This is a genomic window from Deltaproteobacteria bacterium (genome assembly GCA_016874775.1).
GTDB lineage: Bacteria > Desulfobacterota > Binatia > Bin18 > Bin18 > VGTJ01.
The window spans coordinates 1-18,058 of sequence record VGTJ01000136.1 but is presented as its reverse complement, the minus strand read 5'-3'; the positions used below and the strand labels follow the sequence as shown (position 1 = coordinate 18,058).

Annotated in this window: 20 protein-coding genes; 10 read left to right on the top strand and 10 right to left on the bottom strand. The window is 52.4% G+C overall.

Annotated elements, in window-relative coordinates; all coding sequences use genetic code 11:
- Positions 1–329 precede the first annotated feature (329 nt).
- Genes FJ147_20440 through FJ147_20430 form a run of 3 tightly spaced genes read left to right on the top strand, consistent with a single transcriptional unit; the run spans position 330 to position 3,521 of the window.
- Entirely contained in the window at positions 330–1,847 is a 1,518-nt protein-coding gene (locus tag FJ147_20440; GenBank protein ID MBM4258251.1) for an NAD(P)/FAD-dependent oxidoreductase, read from the top strand.
- 1 nt (position 1,848) lies between these two features.
- Positions 1,849–2,859: a methyltransferase domain-containing protein gene (locus FJ147_20435; GenBank protein ID MBM4258250.1), complete on the top strand. Its 1,011-nt coding sequence runs from the start codon at positions 1,849–1,851 to the stop codon at positions 2,857–2,859.
- 8 nt (positions 2,860–2,867) lie between these two features.
- Positions 2,868–3,521 (top strand): hypothetical protein, encoded by a 654-nt coding sequence (locus FJ147_20430; GenBank protein ID MBM4258249.1) that lies wholly within the window; start codon positions 2,868–2,870, stop codon positions 3,519–3,521.
- 12 nt (positions 3,522–3,533) lie between these two features.
- Here FJ147_20430 and FJ147_20425 read toward each other — a convergent pair whose 3' ends face one another.
- The 3 genes from FJ147_20425 to FJ147_20415 all read right to left on the bottom strand — a co-directional run bounded on the left by FJ147_20425 (position 3,534) and on the right by FJ147_20415 (position 7,914).
- Positions 3,534–5,681 (bottom strand): VWA domain-containing protein, encoded by a 2,148-nt coding sequence (locus FJ147_20425; protein MBM4258248.1) that lies wholly within the window; start codon positions 5,679–5,681, stop codon positions 3,534–3,536.
- A 159-nt stretch (positions 5,682–5,840) separates the two neighbouring features.
- The gene (locus tag FJ147_20420) at positions 5,841–6,707 is read right to left on the bottom strand and encodes an SDR family oxidoreductase (GenBank protein MBM4258247.1); all 867 of its coding nucleotides are present in this window, start codon (positions 6,705–6,707) and stop codon (positions 5,841–5,843) included.
- 106 nt (positions 6,708–6,813) lie between these two features.
- Entirely contained in the window at positions 6,814–7,914 is a 1,101-nt protein-coding gene (locus FJ147_20415) for an SDR family oxidoreductase (GenBank protein MBM4258246.1), read from the bottom strand.
- A gap of 93 nt (positions 7,915–8,007) precedes the next feature.
- Here FJ147_20415 and FJ147_20410 point away from each other — a divergent pair, with 93 nt between their 5' ends.
- The gene (locus tag FJ147_20410; GenBank protein ID MBM4258245.1) at positions 8,008–9,066 is read left to right on the top strand and encodes a hypothetical protein; all 1,059 of its coding nucleotides are present in this window, start codon (positions 8,008–8,010) and stop codon (positions 9,064–9,066) included.
- An 83-nt stretch (positions 9,067–9,149) separates the two neighbouring features.
- Here FJ147_20410 and FJ147_20405 read toward each other — a convergent pair whose 3' ends face one another.
- The 4 genes from FJ147_20405 to FJ147_20390 form a co-directional block, all read right to left on the bottom strand.
- Complete coding sequence (locus FJ147_20405) at positions 9,150–9,875, bottom strand: FKBP-type peptidyl-prolyl cis-trans isomerase (protein ID MBM4258244.1); 726 nt, start codon at positions 9,873–9,875, stop codon at positions 9,150–9,152.
- 121 nt (positions 9,876–9,996) lie between these two features.
- Positions 9,997–10,398 (bottom strand): hypothetical protein, encoded by a 402-nt coding sequence (locus FJ147_20400; GenBank protein MBM4258243.1) that lies wholly within the window; start codon positions 10,396–10,398, stop codon positions 9,997–9,999.
- The gene (locus tag FJ147_20395) at positions 10,398–11,438 is read right to left on the bottom strand and encodes a phosphotransferase family protein (GenBank protein ID MBM4258242.1); all 1,041 of its coding nucleotides are present in this window, start codon (positions 11,436–11,438) and stop codon (positions 10,398–10,400) included. The genes FJ147_20400 and FJ147_20395 overlap by 1 nt, the downstream gene beginning before the upstream one ends.
- A gap of 120 nt (positions 11,439–11,558) precedes the next feature.
- Positions 11,559–11,768 (bottom strand): hypothetical protein, encoded by a 210-nt coding sequence (locus tag FJ147_20390; GenBank protein ID MBM4258241.1) that lies wholly within the window; start codon positions 11,766–11,768, stop codon positions 11,559–11,561.
- A 165-nt stretch (positions 11,769–11,933) separates the two neighbouring features.
- Here FJ147_20390 and FJ147_20385 point away from each other — a divergent pair, with 165 nt between their 5' ends.
- From FJ147_20385 to FJ147_20375, 3 genes are all read left to right on the top strand, one after another.
- The gene (locus FJ147_20385; protein ID MBM4258240.1) at positions 11,934–12,623 is read left to right on the top strand and encodes a VOC family protein; all 690 of its coding nucleotides are present in this window, start codon (positions 11,934–11,936) and stop codon (positions 12,621–12,623) included.
- Positions 12,624–12,717: 94 nt separating this feature from the next.
- On the top strand, positions 12,718–12,903 hold the full coding sequence (locus FJ147_20380; protein MBM4258239.1) for a hypothetical protein: 186 nt from the start codon (positions 12,718–12,720) through the stop codon (positions 12,901–12,903).
- The gene (locus FJ147_20375) at positions 12,884–13,213 is read left to right on the top strand and encodes a type II toxin-antitoxin system PemK/MazF family toxin (GenBank protein MBM4258238.1); all 330 of its coding nucleotides are present in this window, start codon (positions 12,884–12,886) and stop codon (positions 13,211–13,213) included. Before FJ147_20380 ends, FJ147_20375 begins: the two co-directional genes overlap by 20 nt.
- A 7-nt stretch (positions 13,214–13,220) precedes the next feature.
- Here FJ147_20375 and FJ147_20370 read toward each other — a convergent pair whose 3' ends face one another.
- Positions 13,221–14,276, bottom strand: coding sequence for an LLM class flavin-dependent oxidoreductase (locus FJ147_20370; GenBank protein MBM4258237.1), 1,056 nt, complete (start codon positions 14,274–14,276; stop codon positions 13,221–13,223).
- 126 nt (positions 14,277–14,402) lie between these two features.
- Between FJ147_20370 and FJ147_20365 the strand changes: the two genes are divergently transcribed.
- Genes FJ147_20365 through FJ147_20355 form a run of 3 tightly spaced genes read left to right on the top strand, consistent with a single transcriptional unit; the run spans position 14,403 to position 16,054 of the window.
- Positions 14,403–15,311, top strand: a complete 909-nt coding sequence (locus FJ147_20365) for a TIGR03564 family F420-dependent LLM class oxidoreductase (GenBank protein ID MBM4258236.1) — start codon at positions 14,403–14,405, stop codon at positions 15,309–15,311.
- A 52-nt stretch (positions 15,312–15,363) separates the two neighbouring features.
- Positions 15,364–15,690: a type II toxin-antitoxin system HigB family toxin gene (locus FJ147_20360; GenBank protein ID MBM4258235.1), complete on the top strand. Its 327-nt coding sequence runs from the start codon at positions 15,364–15,366 to the stop codon at positions 15,688–15,690.
- Positions 15,677–16,054 (top strand): transcriptional regulator, encoded by a 378-nt coding sequence (locus tag FJ147_20355; protein MBM4258234.1) that lies wholly within the window; start codon positions 15,677–15,679, stop codon positions 16,052–16,054. Before FJ147_20360 ends, FJ147_20355 begins: the two co-directional genes overlap by 14 nt.
- Positions 16,055–16,072: 18 nt before the next feature.
- Here FJ147_20355 and FJ147_20350 read toward each other — a convergent pair whose 3' ends face one another.
- Positions 16,073–16,813 (bottom strand): SDR family oxidoreductase, encoded by a 741-nt coding sequence (locus FJ147_20350; GenBank protein ID MBM4258233.1) that lies wholly within the window; start codon positions 16,811–16,813, stop codon positions 16,073–16,075.
- 10 nt (positions 16,814–16,823) lie between these two features.
- The gene (locus FJ147_20345) at positions 16,824–17,699 is read right to left on the bottom strand and encodes a DUF3445 domain-containing protein (GenBank protein MBM4258232.1); all 876 of its coding nucleotides are present in this window, start codon (positions 17,697–17,699) and stop codon (positions 16,824–16,826) included.
- Positions 17,700–18,058: the final 359 nt, after the last annotated feature.

The following is an 18,058-nucleotide window of genomic DNA, read 5'->3' as shown; positions in this document are numbered from 1 at the left end:
AGATCATCGCGTGTTCCCTTCTCTCTCCCTGAACTTGAGTTTCTCCCCACGACACGCGCCTATCTCAGCAGAACCCGCGAAATCATGAAAGATTCAGACCTTTACAGGGATGGGCAGTGGTGGCCTAAGCAGGCAATTTTCAGAGCAGAGGACTCTGGTTCACGATCCGGGTACTACCGTGGCACTGGTTCTATTATGCGTATAGTGAATTGGCGTTTGTCATTGGTAGTCTACGATATCTCGCAAAGCGAGGCGCTCACGACCGCAAGCGGATCTCATGGTCAGAGGATCCAGCAGCCTGATCGCGGTGAGGAGTGGAGGCGGAAGGAATGTCACAATCTCCAGTCGTGATTATTGGTGCTGGGCCCGCAGGTCTGACCGCAGCCCATGAACTGACAAAATTTGGCGCATCTGCCATCGTTCTCGAAGCAGACAACCTGGTCGGTGGACTTTCACGGACCGTTCGCTATCGAGACTTCCGATTCGATATAGGGGGGCATCGCTTCTTCTCGAAGATTCCCCAGATTAACGCCTTGTGGAAAGAGATACTCGGAGACGAGTTTCTGTTTCGCCCGCGCTTGTCGCGTATTTATTACCAGGGGCACTTTTTCGCGTATCCATTGAAAGCAATGAATGCCCTTGTGGGGTTGGGACCGGTTGAAGCACTGCTCGTGGGTTTGAGTTATCTCAGGGCGCGCATGTTGCCGCATGAACAGGAGATCAATTTTGAACAATGGGTCTCCAATCGGTTTGGCCGTCGCTTGTATAAGATCTTCTTCAAGACCTACACAGAAAAAGTGTGGGGGATGCCATGTGCAGAAATCTCTGCGGAATGGGCTGCTCAACGCATCAAAAATCTGTCGCTCAGCGAAGCGCTACGGAATGCCCTCTTCAACCATAGACACACGAAAGATGGACAGCTCATCACAACGTTGATCGAGGCTTTTCACTATCCTCGTCTTGGGCCTGGGATGATGTGGGAGCGCTGTGAGGAACTCCTCCTCAATCACCACTCCTCCGTGCTGCGTGGAGTACGAGTCGAACAGATTCGTCATACGCATGGGCGGGTTGAGTCCATTATTGGCCGCACTTCTCGTGGCGAACACGTGGAGTTTTCGGGACCCCACTTCATATCGACCATGCCATTACGTGATCTTGTTTTCACGCTGAATCCTGCTCCGCCTGATACAATTCTGCGTGCAGCGCAACGCCTCCGCTACCGCGACTACGTAACTGTTATTCTCATCGTTAACCGCACGGAAGTTTTTCCTGATAACTGGGTCTATATTCACTCACCAGAGGTGAAACTTGGACGCATCCAAAACTACAAGAATTGGAGCGTAGATATGGTTCCCGACCCGTCGCGTACCTCGTTGGGACTGGAATATTTTCTCTGGGAACACGATAGAGAGTGGCAATGGACCGACGAGCAACTCATCGCCCTCGGTATCCGTGAATGTAGCCACATCGGCCTGATCGCTCCAACCGACGTCGAAGATGGGACCGTGGTAAGAATGCCAAAAGCTTATCCTGTATATGATCACGGCTATCAAGAGAATCTCGCAACGCTCCGCCACTATCTGGCAACATTCACGAACCTACAACCCATTGGACGGAACGGACTACATCGCTACAACAACCAAGACCACTCAATGCTCACGGGGATATATGCTGCTCGCAATGTGTGTGGGGGCACATACGAGGTATGGTCGGTCAATACAGAGCAGGAATATCATGAAGCGGAACAGTCACCTCAGCGATTCACTGAACGCGAGGTTCCGGTTCGCCTTTACAAAGGAGCAGACGCATCGGCGTTAGCATCAGTACCCTTGCCAGAGGAATCGTAAGTTGGAGAGGACGCTCAACCGCGTCGTTACGGTCATCATGCCAGAAAACACAGCGAGTCTTCGGCATGCGAAGAAAACTCAATACCATCTTTTCGCTGCGATGGGGTATATCAAGCTCGGCAAGTGGCGACGTGGTTCTTGTCGCGTCAAAGAAGGGATACGTTCGCTCAGCTTTTCGTCTTGCCAGTCGAAGGCAGTCTCCTGGGATCATATTGCCCAATCATTTCGACGCGAAAACCATTATCTTGATGCGTTCCTTGGCAAGCTGAAGAAGCAAGCACACCTGTCACTTATCGAGCGGCGGGGCGGCCTCCCAAAGCAAGGGCGGGTGCTCAAGACCGACCTGTTTGAGGAAGCGATGGGTGCAGACTCTCTCCTACCCGAGCTGAGCAGCGCGCACGGGCTTACGGTCGGTATGGACGTTGCTGTTACTATCACACATCGTGCTCAGGCAAACAGCACGCTCCCTACCAACGCACATCTTGTGGCTGACGTTCGTCATCTCCCGTTTGCCGATAGTTCATTTGCCCTGATTATCTCTCCTTCAACTCTCGATCATTTCCCTGACCCCAGTGATCTCGGCAAGAGTTTGCGCGAACTGGCACGCGTTCTCTCTCCAGAAGGGCGACTTATTATCACCCTTGATAATCGTCAGAACATTTTTGATCCACTCTTACGTCTCGCCAACCGATTGAAACTCACACCATACTATCTTGGTCGTTCGTACACGATAAAGGAATTATGCACAGAACTCGAAGCCGCGGGATTCACAGTCGAAGATACCACTGCGATCTTACACAATCCCCGACTTGTCGCCGTCGCTATCGTCCGATTAGCGCGGATCCTGCATTGGCCGCTGTTTACTCGCCTTATCCAACAAGGACTCATTGCTGCACAACGGTTTGAATACACGCGTTGGCGATATTTCACTGGAAGTTTTGTGGCCGCTAAAGCAGTGCGAAAATCTCGTTCATTGCAGCACCCTTCTGCTCTCGCCACACTCTCTCAGTAGAGGCATTGATGGGAAACCCGCTCTTACGCAGAACCCGAGCGAAGGTTCACTACTATATGCAGGGGCTACCACTGCATCAGGCTTTCCTCCGAATCCTGATCGATACTGTCGCCAAACTTGGAGTGAGAATAGAACCGTTTCATCTGGTGAGAGAAGGGCTTGCGGCTAGGCAGCGTCCGTCAACGATGGCGCTCACCGATGAGGACCAAGTCCGATTCCTGGTTGCCGAAGATATGCCTGCTCTTGCCGCTATTCCAGGACGGCCGCCGACCATCACCGATCTCCAACAGCGATTACGTCAAGGGAACCATTGCCTTGGCATCCTTCGTCAAGGAACTCCTTTTGCTTTCACATGGTGTGATCTCAGCCTGTGTCGGTTTGAGGATTATCCCTTATTTCACCTGCAGGCGAACGAAGCCTATCTGTTTGACGCTTTCACAGTAGAAGCAATGCGAGGAAGCGGGCTTGCACCGGTCATGCGACAGCGCATGTACGAAGAACTCGCAAAACTAGGGAAGGACACGTGTTACAGCACTACTGTCCTCTTTAATGTGCCAGCGGCTCGTTTCAAAGCAAAGCTTGGCGCACGTGTGATCGAACTGCATCTCTTGGTTGAAATCTGTAAGCGTTGGCGATGGCACCGGGTCCTACGGCAGTACTGATTGCCCAATTCACTAAGTCCGCTGCCCACGAATATGCCGTTGATAAATCTTCGGCAATTCACGCGGGAGTGACAGCAGATCCTCGATTACCATATAGCGTGACGACGCACACATTTCACGCAAATAATCGTGCCCGCCTTTGTCCACCGTCAGGCAAAACGGCACGATGCCACTGCGCTCCGCCTCACGTAATGCCATCGCGGTATCTCGCAAACCATAAGTCGGCGGCGTCACCGGCTTCCCGTATCCAGCATCTTCAGGATAGCCATCACTAAGGAGCACAAGGAGTTTGGTTCTACTCGAAAGTCCTTTCATCGTACGAATCGCATGACGTACTGCCGTTCCCATGCGCGTTCCGCCGCGTGACGTCAACCCACCAATGCGGCCTTGGACTTCGGGTGACAATGGATCTTTGAAGGTTTTGACTGGATAGACCTCGACGTCGTACCGACCATTGCTCGAAAAGCCGTAGATTGCATACGTGTCACCGATTTCCTCTAAGGCAACGGCAAGAAGCGTCACCGCCTCTTTGACGATGTCAATGATTGGGGGGCCAGTTTGCTGCGTAGGTACAGCTGGAGCCTCGGGGTCATTCACGGCCTGTCCGGCGGTTGATGCACTGACATCGAGGAGGAAGAGCACCGCCACATCCCGCTCAATCGACTGCCGAGCCGTGTAGACTTTCGTCGTGGGAGAGTTACCGAGTAAATGATCAACTCGTGCATTCACTGTCGCGTTGAGATCGATCTCTTCGCCGTCTTCAAGCCCTTTCACTTGCAGATACATACGTGGGCGCAATCGTTGGAACTCGCGTTTGATACCACGGATTAAATCTGCATGCGTCATCACCGTTCGGGAGAAGAAACCACCCTCATCGCTTTCGAGGGGGATCTCTCGCAGTTCACACCAATGCGGACGATAGTCTTCAATTTCAAAGTCCCATTCATCGTAAAGATACCGTAAATCGGCGGTGGTCAGCGTACGTCGACGTTGTTCAACCTGGCCATCGTCGGCTTGCTGTTGCTCTTCTTTTTCGCCTTCCAGTTCACTTCCTGTGATAAATCCGGCTCGGTCTTCATCGTCAAACCCAGTATTGTGAAACCGGGAGTTATCACGATCCATAAAAAGGCTCTGCTCATCACGTAAGAACTCCATATACAGCTTGGCTGCCAGTACCAAAGAATCCGAAACCGTCCCTTTTGTCGTGAGGTCAGTCCAGACAGAATCTGGCATCTGCGTGAGAATGACCACGATTTCTGGTCGCGAGAGGCCGATGAGCGACTCTGCCCAGGCGAAGTCTTCCTGCAGTCCCGGATATCGTGTAACGAGGTGCGGAACGATCCGTTTTCCTTCAACGGTGAGAAACATCGCCTCAATCAGATCAGGGCGTGGAAAGAGTTTGAAAAACTCCATGAGATCATCAGTCGGAGCGACCTTCCTACGATGGTTCACACTTTGGAGCAGTGGCCCGAGTGTTGCCCATAAGGCCAACGGCGAACAGGTGTAGGTCCCAAACTCGATCCGTGCCGCGTGGTGAGCGACCAAGACCCGATAGAGACGAAAATTGTCCTCATACGTCGGAAAGCGCTCGATGCAGAACGGCAGGGGCATCAGCACGCTATCCTCGACTTCGATCGCTAACGGAGGCGGGACAGCAATACGATCGGTCTCGGTCAGGCCAACCACCGCACCACTCAGCATGTGCAGGAACTTCAGCAGCAAACTTTGCACATCGCCGAGATAGACTGCTGCGGGCATCCCTCGAAGGGCCAGCAGACTCGTGCGTGAGCGCAAAGCAAAGAAGGCTGTCCCGGCCTCGGTGTTGCGTCGCCCGACCAGCTCCCCTGCGTCTAGCCATTCCAGAGTTCGCTGTTCTCCACCCTCATCGAACACGCGGCTCAGTGTGCGAAAAAGAGGGACGATTCCCGTCGGGAACACCTGCGCAAGCCGAGCCACCCGTTCAAGTATGACTGCGCAACTATCGGCAGGAAGCAAATGCAGCGTAGGACCGATCAGTGGTAACACGCCAGGCAGCAGTCGAAAATCGGATGTTGCTGCAGCGGTCAGGCTTTGTTCCAAGAATGGACGAGAAGATGGGGGAAGCTGATTGAGTAGGGCTCTCAGTTGTTGGCGATCGGATTCACGTAAGCGCGTAAGCATAAAGTGCTCTTCTTGTGAGCGCACGCGTTCACTCTTCGACAGGCTCAGGGCGAACGGATTGGATTCCGAAAGCGGGCAAGACGCGCCGTTCGTACTGAGCGTGTCGAAGCAGAGACGGCGTTTATCTGGAACGTTTCATGCGAGAAAATCCTCTTCAACCTATTTAAGCGGGCGAGAAGTCCAGGCTTCGCCGGTACTGCCACGATTCACGCGACTTTTCTTGGCGTGCACTTCTTGTGTAATGCCAAACCGTCGCCACATGTCTGGTCCAATCGCAGTGAGACCACCATCAACCACTATTGCTTCACCTGTCACAAATCGTGAATCATCACTCGCAAGAAAAAGAGCAGTACCAGCAATGTCATCGCCGACGCCGTGGTCAGGCCAGGGCTGGAACGTATCAAGTCCTTTGGCTGCTGCTTCTGTATTTCCTTGATCCGTCAAACCAGTAAGAATCCCCCCCGGACAAATCGCATTGACATGGATGCGATCCGGCGCCAATTGGACCGCTGCGGCTTTTGTCAGGTTGATCACTGCCGCTTTCGCAGCCGAGTACACTAACGGGCCAGAACCACCGCTCAATCCGGCAGTGGACGCAGTGTTAATAATCGATCCACCCTGCCCTTGCTGACGTAGTACACGCGCGGCGTGTTTAATGCCAAAGAAGACGCCTTTTGTGAGGACAGCGAACGTATAATCCCACTCTTCTTCGGTAACGTCCCAGATTGGACCAACCACGCCACCGACCCCAGCGTTATTGAAGACGATGTCCAGTCGACCAAACTGTGAGGTCGCGCAATCGATCATCGCAATGACATCAGTCTCCTTGGCGACATCGGTACGAATAAAGCGGACGTTCTTCTCTTGGCCAGCTTTCTTGGCTTGTGCCAATGTGTCCTGGCCGTTCTTTTCGTTAAAATCGGCAACGACAACCTTTGCGCCTTCCGCGAGAAAGCGCATGACGGTGGCACGGCCCATACCGCTCGCACCTCCGGTGATGACGGCGACTTTGTTTGCAAGTCTCATGATGAAGCTCCTTACACGTGATACGTAATCCGTAAAACGTAAATATGTAAAACGTAAAAGGGAAGGGGCAGGGCGGTTACGCATTACGTTTTACGATTTCTTCTTCTCAGTTCTTCCCCACTGGTGGCAAGAGCCGGTGCTCCTGAAAATGGCGGAACCATTTGCGAAACATATCTTCGGTATCCATACAGTCAGAGAATCCTGCTTGCCGTGCCTTGATCGTGCTGACGAGCATGGTCGGGACGAGTTTCTCTGCTCCATAGGCAAAAATCAGATCAGTGAAAATAAAAGACTGCCCCACGTAATCCTTGACGCTCGCTGGGGCACGTAGATTATACTTCTTCACAATTGCCGCCCACTCCGCATCGCGCTTCGGCATTTCTTCGGTAAGAGATAGGGGCGTAGGAGGACCGACTTCCATCCCAAAGGCATCAGCAATCGTCGGCCAGACATTTTGCCAGATAAACACGTCACCGTTGGTTGCGTTAAAGATTTCATTGCGACTCGTTGGTGATGTCGCCGCCCACTCGCACATCTTCGCGAGTAAATCAGCATCGACAGCTTCCGCCAGTGCTTGGGCTCCACCGGGAAACGACAATGGCAGCCCTTTCTCTTTCAACAGTGCAGCATAGACACCGATCGCCGGAATCGCGTTCATGTTACTGCCAAGTGATTCACCGAAAATAATCTGTGGCCGCAACACCGTCCAATGCCAGCTCTTCCCCTTCTGCTGGTCACGCAGATAATCTTCCTGCAGCCAGTAAAAATTCTCGTGTTGATGCCGCGGCCAACGTTCACGCGCGGGTACCGGGAACGGCTCAATATGCGCACCATACGCTTTGGTGCCTTGCAACAATGTCACATGCTGCAAGTTTTTCGCGACCTTCTGCAGTGGCGCAAAGAGATTTTGCAACATCGCCAGATTGGTCTCCATTTGATCGCGTTCACGCCAGCCTTTAACCAGACCTGGTTTCTCATAGAGCGCAGCGTAGACAACATGGGTGACATCCGACATTTTGCCAAACACTTCTGCGCATCGAGCCGTGTCAGTCAAATCAATCGAAATCAGTGTCGTGCCCTCAAGTCCACTCGGAATCCGCCGGGAAACCCCGACCACATCCCAATCCGGCAAGGAATGGAAATGTTTCACTGCGGCAAAGCCAACGAGACCGGACGCTCCAGCTACCAGCATTTTATGTTTCGCCATCGCATTTCCTCACTTTTCCGTATAACCAACAGCATGGCTTGAGAGCCATAGCAAAATCTCATACCTTTCTCCAGTGAAAAGGAGGATAACACCATGACGCAATATGTATACGCAGGAGCCGCACCATGGAGCGGCGCGAGCCCAACCGACCACCCCGGCGGTTTGTTTCGTCATGCAATCGGAAGTGGCGAATGGCAGTTGTTGACCAATGGGCTGCCAACCAAAGCAGAAATTCGTGCTATCGCCATTCATCCACAAAATTCACAGATTGTATACATCGGCACCCAAGATGGCCCCTATCGCAGCAACGATGGCGGTGATCACTGGGAGCGACTCAATCTGCCTGACGCAGGTATGGTGGTGTGGTCGATGCTCTTTCATCCACGCAATCCCCAAACTCTCTATGTGGGCGCAGCGCCGCCAGCGATCTATCGTAGTGACGACGGCGGCGATAGTTGGCGCAAGTTATCGCTCATCGAACCGGTCGGCATGGTGAAGATGGGTTTTCCCTGTCGTGTAATCCGCATGAGTGCAGATCCGAACAATCCCAATGAGATCTATGCAGGACTCGAAGTCGGTGGCGTGATTCGTAGCCTCGACGGTGGTGAAACCTGGGACGACTGCACCAGGCCATTACTCAAATTCACAGAACAAGAGCATCTCAAAAGCCAATTGATTAGTGACACACAAGCCGAAGGCATGATGGATTCTCACGCCCTGAGTGTCAGCGCAGCACGACCAGGCACGGTATTTTTGGCGACCCGTATGGGACTCTTCTGCAGTGCCGATCGCGGGACCACGTGGCAAGAGATGGAGATCTGGAAACACTCACCGCTATCATACGCGCGTGACGTGCAAGTGGCACCACAGAATCCGAACATGTTATACGCTGCGCTTAGCCCGGCAGCGATGAGTAACGCGGGCTCGCTCTATCGTAGTCCAGATTTAGGACAAAGCTGGCAACGCTTCGATCATGGCGTACCAGTGAAAAGCACGATGATGACGGTTGCTCTCAGTCCGAGAAATGAAAAAGTCATCTACTGTGCTACACGTAAGGGGCAAGTGATTGGAACGCAAGATGGTGGTGCAACCTGGGCGGAGTATCCGCTGCCAACGGCGAAACAAGATGTGTATGCGTTGGCGTGCGGATGAGGAAGTAGTCAGTAGCCAGCATGAGTTTTTGTCTTCTCTACTGACTACTGACTACTGAATGCTGACTACTGACTACTTGGTAGTTACTTCTTCCCCTCCCCCGTAGGAATTTCAATTTTCTTGCTTTCACTTGCAGCAGGAGTTTCGATACCTAGCAATTCAACCTCAAAGACCAGCGTTGCTCCGGGTTTGATTCTCGGTGGTGCACCACGGTCGCCATAGGCAATCGCAGACGGACAGACTAACCGGGCTTTTTCACCAACCTTCATCTTCTGGACCCCCTCTGTCCAACAGGGAATGACACCATTCAGCGGAAACGTCGCTGGTTGTTTGCGGTCTACCGAGCTATCGAACACCGAACCGTCTGTGAGGGTGCCATGATAATGGACTTTCACCGTGTCTGTCGCCTTGGGTGAAGCACCGGTTCCTTCTTTAACGGTGGAGTACACCAGTCCAGAATTCGTCTTTACGGCGCCTTTCTCTGCCGCAGCTTTGGTCAGGAATTCTGCTCCAGCTTTTTTCTCAGCTTCAGAGGCGGCTGCGAAACGAGTCTGCTGGAGTTGCTGAAGCTTGGGCATGAATTCCTGCACATTGACTTTTTGCGGCTTCTTCAGCACCCCGTCAGTCAACCCATTCTTCACCATCTCTAGCTCGGCTTCACTCAGGTTAAAGACGCCTAAAGACTGGCTCATCGCTACGCCAAGCGCGTACATCGTTTTCTGATCATCTGTAGTCGGGTCCGCAGCAAATACGGAAGAACCAGTCAGAAACCACACTGCTGTTAACAGAGAGAACAATATTTTACGCATAAACACCCTTCTTTTCGTGCTTTCCAACACATTGGAATAGTAAAGACCTAAACAAGGAAGAAAGCTGAAAGATGAGAAATAATACATGGCAGTCTAAGTGATACAGGCGATACAATCAAGTTCAAAGTGAAGCTGGTAGGTTAATCCACTGTGGATTGTTCACTAGCAGTTTTTCTCGGACTGACTCTCGGACATGTGCCAAAACTTGTTGTCGATAGGCACCAGCATCAGCATCGCCATTGCGAATGCGTTGGCACAGTTCCTGGGTCCGTTGCTGGATTGCTGTACGCAGGGCTGAGAGAGACTCTGGCCGTAGCAGCGGTGCAAGCAGTTGATTCAGCCGTTCCCACTCAGCAAACAGATCGTGCTCTTCGTTCTCTAGTTCACGCATCACGGCACGTAAAACATTCGCTGCCACTCGACCATAGAACTGTCGTGACCCACTGAGGTTTGGCACGGCTTCTTCATCAAGGAAGTGCGTCACTGCCTGTAAGTATTCCATCATCGTTGGACGATCTTGCATTATTCCTCCATCAAGTGCAGCAGTTCCCACTCAGTTTCGACCGTCCGACGACCAATCGCTGCGAGCTCCACACTGGGATTGAGCCTATCCAAAAATGGCTGCGTGAGCGTGAGGCATAAGATCCCCCAGCGCAGGTTTCCGAAAATTTCCCAGAAATGGGCACGAGTCGGATCAACCGGATAACCACCGGCCTCTTCGTATGCACGCCAGAAATCTTCTCGCTTGCCGACACCGCCCACAGGTAACTCGTCGTTACCAAAGCGCCATGAGCGTACGCACATCCAGCCGAGGTCTTCGATCGGATCGCCAACATGTGAAAGCTCCCAATCGAGAATCGACCGCACGCCGTCCGGACCAAAGATCACATTGCCCATGCGGTAGTCACCGTGTACAAGTACCTGCTCTTGTTTCACCGGGATATGCTGGCGTAACCAACGGAACGCGAGTTCAAACGCAAGATGCGGCTCGCGTGCCCGCTCAGCGTACATATCTTCGTAGCGTTTGATCTCTTCCTCAGCTGGCGAGCGACTTTCTTGCGGTGCGGCCAAACCCAGATGCGTATACTTCTCACTGGGAATGCGGTGAATACGAGCGAGTCGTGCACCAAGTTGCTGGGCCATGATTTTCCGAGCTTCAGCAAAACTGGGATCACGAAACAAGCGGCGCACGATCGTCTCACCCTCGATCCGCTCCATAATAAAGAACGGCACTCCAAGGCTGTCATCCCCGAGAAAATACGGCTTCGGCGCGAGCACGCCCGCTGCATGAACAGTTTCGATCAGACGATACTCCAACGTGCGGTCCATTTCTGACTGTGGTCCGTCGTGCGGATCGCTACGAAGGATCAACGGCAAGGTCTCGCTCTGTCCATTGGCTTGCTCGATCGTGGCATCAAACGACCACGTCTGTCGTGACGCACCACCAGTGAGAAGGCGCAGGTCTTTGATTTGCACTTGCCGGGCGTGCGAGGAACGTGTGATGAAATCGGCAAGAAGTGGAGTGAGCTGGTCGGATGTGAGTTGTTTGGTTGTAGAGGTCATGAAACAGAAGATAAAACGTAATGCGTAAAACGTAAGAGGAGGGGAGGTGGTTACGTATTACGTTTTACGCATTACGCGGATTCCTTTCCAAAGCTTCAGACGCATCCATAGCTCCGAGAGCTACGATAAATACCCCATCGGCTCACTTTTCAACATCTCAGCGATTATCTGCCCTGGAGTTTTCTGCTGCTGCGGCTTTTCTGCTTTGCCGTTGACGACGAACACGCCGCGCGTATAGCGCCCTCCTCCTTGCTCGCACACGTTCCAAAGTTGTTGCCAGCGTTCTGGATACCGTACCCAGGCGCGCATAAGGTCGTCTTGTTTCGACATGTGGTATTCTCCCCGCTCTGATCCTACCTGTTCTCTTCGCCTCTAACAAACTTCGTCCGAGAGGTCTATTGCAGGTCTGTGACGACGTTCCCGCCTTGATTTCCCAAGATTCCAGTGGAATGCTTCGGGAACAGCGATTTTTGCACTTTTACCAAGGAGGGCTTTATGGGTCTGCCGAACGGAATTCATCACCTGGCGATTTGCACCAAAGACATCAAGAAACAAATTGAGTTCTTTACTGACGTATGTGGTATGGAACTGGTCGCGCTCTACTGGATGCATGGTGTGAAAAACACGTTCCATGGCTTTGTCAAAATGGGCGATAGCTCGTCGATCGCCTTTGTCCAAGGGCCAGAAGTTGGCGAGATCCAACCGATCACCGGCGTGTCCCATCCATCTTGGACCGCTGCTCCCGTTGCTCCTGGGGCGATGCAGCACATCGCCATGAACGTTGATACCGAAGCCGATTTGCTCACTATGCGTGACCGGGTGCGTGACCGTGGCTATTGGGTGATGGGACCGATCGATCACGGGTTTTGCAAATCGATCTATTTTGCTGGTCCCGAAGGCTTGATGCTGGAGTTCTCTACTTCAGAAGGACAGGCGATTGACGCCGAAGCGTGGATTGATCCTGAAGTGTGCAAACTCGCGGGCATCAGCCCAGAGGAAGTGAAACGCTACAAAGCTCCGGCAGCATTCGAGTCAAAAGGCGGCAAGGTGCCGCAAGTTGATCCGGCGAAGAGCAAGATCATGATCAATTTCCCGGCGCCGAATAATGCCGTGCTGAAAATGACCGACGAAGAAGTCCTGAAGAAGCTGAGTGAAACGACTCCGCCGGTGCAGGTGAATCGCTAAGGAATAGTACGGAACCAATGGTATAAGGATCACGCAACACGCAGTACGTATCACGTGTTACGTGTTGCGTGATCTGTAAGCGCGAGAAGACCCTATGGACATCTTAGCTGAACAATTGGATGCAAAGCTGCGCGAATGGACACCGATTACAGCAGAACAAGTCAGACAACGCATCGCCGAGATTATCGACTTGGCCGACCAAGATGCATTGGATCTCATGCGGGCGCGAGTTGTAGAGCAAGAAGTACTGGATATGCTTGATGAACCCCCAACCAGGTGAAGTATGGTTAGCTGATCTTGGATTGGCGGCAAAAACGCGGCCAGTCGTGATTGTGTCGCGTGATGATCCTGACCCACCGCGAGCTTTGATTATTTACGTTCCATTAACAACCCAAAATCGCCAAAGCTCTTATGAGGTCGTGCTTCCAAAGCTTTCTTTCCTCAATCAAGATTCTATTGCAAATGTCCAGGGGATTGGCTCTATACCCAAAGCACGTCTGGAGCGCAAACTTGGTACTCTTCCTAATGAAATAATGAACAAGATCAAGAATGCGCTCTCTTTCGCGTTGGATCTGTCAACTTCTTCCTGATCGATAATCACCGCAGATGTGGCATCACTTCTTTGGCAAAACGCTCCATTGACCGCATCACTTGCTCATGCGGAAAGCCACCGAAGTTCACCTCAAAAATCGGATAGGTTAGGCGATAGTCTTTCTGCGCACGCTGCAGGCGTTTGATGCATCGTTCCGGGCTGCCAAAGATCATGCAGTCAGCCTTATCCATATCATCATATGTCGCTCCACCCATCACTTTGGTTAACCCGCCTTGATACACGGCATAATCTTTGGATTGAAACGCGGCCTTGCGGTCTAATTCACCAAAGAAGCGCAGGTATTGCATGAAGTGTTTTCCGGCGACTTCGTGTGCTTGGGCATCGGTGTCGGCAATGTACAGATGATAGACCCCGAGCACTTCTCGATTTGCTGCAACATGTCCAGCCTTGTTCATGGCTGTCCAATACAATTCCAGCTTTGCTTGCAACTCTTCATGGCGGACATAGGCAAACGGCGTCAGCATTGCATGGAAGCCTCTTTCGCCAGCCCAGGTGAAGCTATCAGGAGTAAATGCACATGCTGCCCAGATCGGCGGATGCGGAGTCTGCACTGGTTTTGGTAAAGACAAGACCTCGTTAACGGTGAAATACTTTCCAACATGAGAGACGGATTCTTGCGTCCATGCCTTAAGGATTACATCCAGTGCCTCGTGAAATCGCCCCTGGCTTTCGGCCTCGTCAATGCCAAAGAGTTCGTATTCTGCTTTGAGTACACCACGTCCGACGCCGAAGTCGAGTCGTCCATTACTGAGGACATCAAGCATCGCATACTCTTCCGCTGTACGAATCGGGTTATTGAGCGGCAAGAGCGTGACACCAGTTCCTAACCGAATACGCTTGGTCCGCTGCGCCACTGCAGTGGCAAATACCGGCGGTGACGGAAACGAATATCCACCAATATAATGTTCGGCGAAAAACACACCATCAAAGCCGAGTTCCTCAGCATATTGGATCTGTGTCATCATCTCGCCATAGTATTGCGTCGCAGATTGATGACGTGCGGGATAATAGTCGGGAATGTACAGCAGACCGAATTTCATTGCGCTCCCTCCTCATAAGGTCCTCCGCCTGTAGCAAAGTTCTTGCGGTAGGTCCATCGTCTCTCTGGAGTGTCTTTGCTATGGTGCGGCACCAGTGAGGAGTTTTGCGCGAAGGGAGTACGAACAATGCGAATTGGCATGATGATTGGCGAAGGGGCAGGCGAGTCACCAACGTTAGATGAGATCATTCAACGAGCCCAGCGCATTGAAGCTGCGGGTCTCTCATCTGGCTGGATGGCCAATATCTTTGCCTATGATGCGATCAACGTGCTTGGCTTGGTCGGACGGGAAACCAAACGCATCGAGCTGGGTACCGCTGTTGTGCCGACCTATCCGCGCCATCCTTACGCCATTGCCCAACAAGCATTAACGACGCAAGTGGCCAGTCACGGACGTTTTACCCTTGGTATCGGACTCTCCCATCAAGTGGTGATTGAAAAGATGCTCGGTATGTCTTACGCGCGGCGCGTATCGCACATGAAAGAGTATCTTGCAGTGATTAAACCACTCCTACGCGGAGAGCCGGTCAAATATCGTGGAGAAGAGTACCGCGTAAATCTGGAGCTAAAACCACCAGGAGCAACACCGGTGCCGATCATCATGGCGGCACTCGGACCGAAGATGTTGGAACTTTGCGGTCGTGAAGCTGCTGGAACTCTGACCTGGATGGCCGGTCACAAAGCACTCAAAGAACACGTCGTGCCACGCATCACGACAGCCGCTCGCGACGCAGGTAACGCCGCACCACGAGTGATTGCCGGAATGCCGATCGCTATCGCCAACGACACCATCAAAGCGCGTGAAGTCGCTGCCAAGGTCTTCGCGATTTATCGCGACCTACCAGCCTATCGCACTATGCTCGATCGTGGCGGTGCCGCCGAGCCGGTTGATGTGGCACTGGTTGGTGATCCCGCGACTGTGAAAGGTGAACTCAAACGACTCGAAGATATTGGCGTGACTGACCTCTGTGCCTTTGTCTTCCACGCCGAGCCTGGCGCGTTTGAGCGGACGGTTGATTTTCTTGGATCTTTCTAAAGGCATCAAGTCATCGCTTGTTCCCCCGACAGGTGCATGATAGCGTTGCCAAGTGCGGATTGTTGCTCGTCGAACGCTGCAAAGATTTATAGAGTCACGAAAAGGCCATAAAGACTACACAGCTTTGAAAGGCGCGCTTGATGCTTGGTTCGACGAAGTACGAAAAGCCAAATGGAAGAGTACTTCCGATGTGAAGCGCCAATATGCAACAGCGAGTGTCGCAACTGCAGAACGGATTGTTTTCAATATCAAGGGGAACGACTATCGGCTAGTCGTATCTGTCGACTTTGAGAAGAGTATCGTGTGGATTAAATGGGTCGGTACTCATAGAGCTTATGACTCCATCGATGTTAAAGAAGTCAAATATGAAAAGCCTTAAACCAATCAGGACTGAAGCAGATTATAATGGTGCTCTAACAGAAATAGAGCGGTTGTGGGGAGCCAAGCGAGGCACGGTGGAAGGCGACCGGCTCGACATTCTTGCTACGCTAGTAGAAGCGTACGAAGACGAACACTACCCGATGGACCCTCCTGATCCGATCGAAGCGATTAAGTTTCGCGCCGAACAACAAGGATTAACCCGTAAGGACCTTGAAGGAATCTTTGGTAGTCGTACCAGAGTAGCTGAGGTACTGAACCGTCGTCGAGGTCTCTCCATTAATATGATCCGCCGTCTGCACGAGAAACTTGGAATCTCTGCAGAGGTGTTGATCCGCCCCGTGCGAATTAAAAAAGCCGCGTAATCAGCGACGCTTCATTCCTCACGACAAATACATCCCTCCATCGACAACAAGCATCTGCCCGGTGATGTACGACGACAGCGGGGACGCAAGGAAAAGCGAGACACCGCCCATCTCTTCTGGCGTGCCCCAACGATGGAGCGGAATATCATCGAGTGAGTCCTCGTAGCGACGGGGATGGTCCCAAGTCACTTTGGTGATCTTGGTCGCTACTAATCCGGGCGCGATGCCATTCACGCGAATGCCATCGGTCGCCCAGGCTTCCCCTAATGACTTCGTCAACGTCACCAATGCCCCTTTACTGGCACTATACGCGGGATTGCCAAACACCGCATGAAAGCTCGCGCCAGAGCCGACAATAACGACCGTGCCTTTGCTCGCTTTCAACATTTCATGGAACTTCATCAAGCAACTCATCACGCTCATCAGATTGACATCGACCACTTTGCGAAAGTTCGGCATCTCAAACTCGGCGCGTTTGTACATGACGATGCCTTGCGAGAGGACCAGCGTATCGAGCGTTGAAAACGGTGGCTTGAGATTCTCAACAACCTTGTCGTCTGAGACATCCCATTGGAAATAGGTCATGCCGGTGAAATCTGCCCCGTCATCGTCTTTGTTGTAGTCCGCTGCTGAGGCACGGGTACCACTGACGAATACCGTCGCACCATGATCGCGAAATACGCGGGCTATGCCGTTGCCGATTCCGCTTGAGCCACCAACAACCAGGGCGTTCTTTCCGTGAAAATCAATCTCATTCATAGTATTTTCCTTACGAAATAGGTAATGAATTCTCAGTCTGTGACAATGCTACCCGATCAAGCCAGCCCAGGACTGCATCCTGGAACGGCGGCAAACTTTTGTATAGCTGCATCGGTTCGGGCATGGTGCGAATAGTCGACGCTAATTCAGTCGCGCGTTCAGGCTGAGTGGCCAACTCGCGTAACGGTCGGACATAGACACGAATAGTGAATAAAATACTTTGTGAGCGCGGCAAGCGGCGTAGAGTTTGTCGTTCCATCCGCAACCAGAGCGTGTCGCCAGCATTCTCAATCGTGATGTCGGTGTTTAATCCCTTACGACCATGTCCTGTAGGCTGAAAAAGCGTCGGATCATCAATCAACCCCCAATTTGCCCGCCAGACTGGTTTGTCCGCTTTGAGCCGAACGAAAAAGCGGTCCATCTTCAAAGCAAGCTCTTCCTCATAGCCTGGTACCGGTTCATGCACCAGGTTAAGCGGCTTGCCGATTTTATCCGCCAGCCGCCAGCGTGTCGGGAAACACAGTGACGCACCAACAAGATGATACAGACCCGTCGCTGGATTGGGTTGCATCAGACACAAATCTTCCTGCACTAACCGTCCTGCCAGATCAAGTGGGTGTAGCACGTTTTGTGATATATCCCAGGTTTGCTGCGTCACAAGGTTACGAAGCACATTGCCGTCACGTCGAACCCATGCGGCAAACCGCGTTGGCAGGTAGTTGAGCAAAAGTTCAAGGACTTCAGTTGAACCCGCTAAGGCCTCAGGGAGCGCAGCAAAAACCTCGCTGTGACGCTCACACAGCAAACGTTCCTTCTCGGCGAGTTCGATTGCTATACGATCGTCCGGCTCAAGCCAGTCGTGGAGATCAAGCGGGAGGAGCCCCATCGCCAAACGGAAACGTCCACTTTTATATGGCATATACTCGGGAGCACGAGGCAATTGCGAAGCTGGGAACGCATCAGTCACGTCCATCTTTGTAGGGAGCAAATGGGGGTTGCGCAAGGGTGAGCACCTTGTGACACCCAGGTACTCAAATTCCTCCGTAGAGTTCACTATACAGGACTTACGCTTTGGACCTTAACAAGCCGTGACATGAGGGTTTTGTAGTTCAGCGCGAAGGTAATGACTAAACAAACTCTCCCGCACGGCATACAGGGTCTGGCCCAGTTCTTGAGCTTTCACTTTCAAGGATACCCACGCATGATAACAACATGCTAAGTGATTGCGCTGTGCCCGCGCCGCCC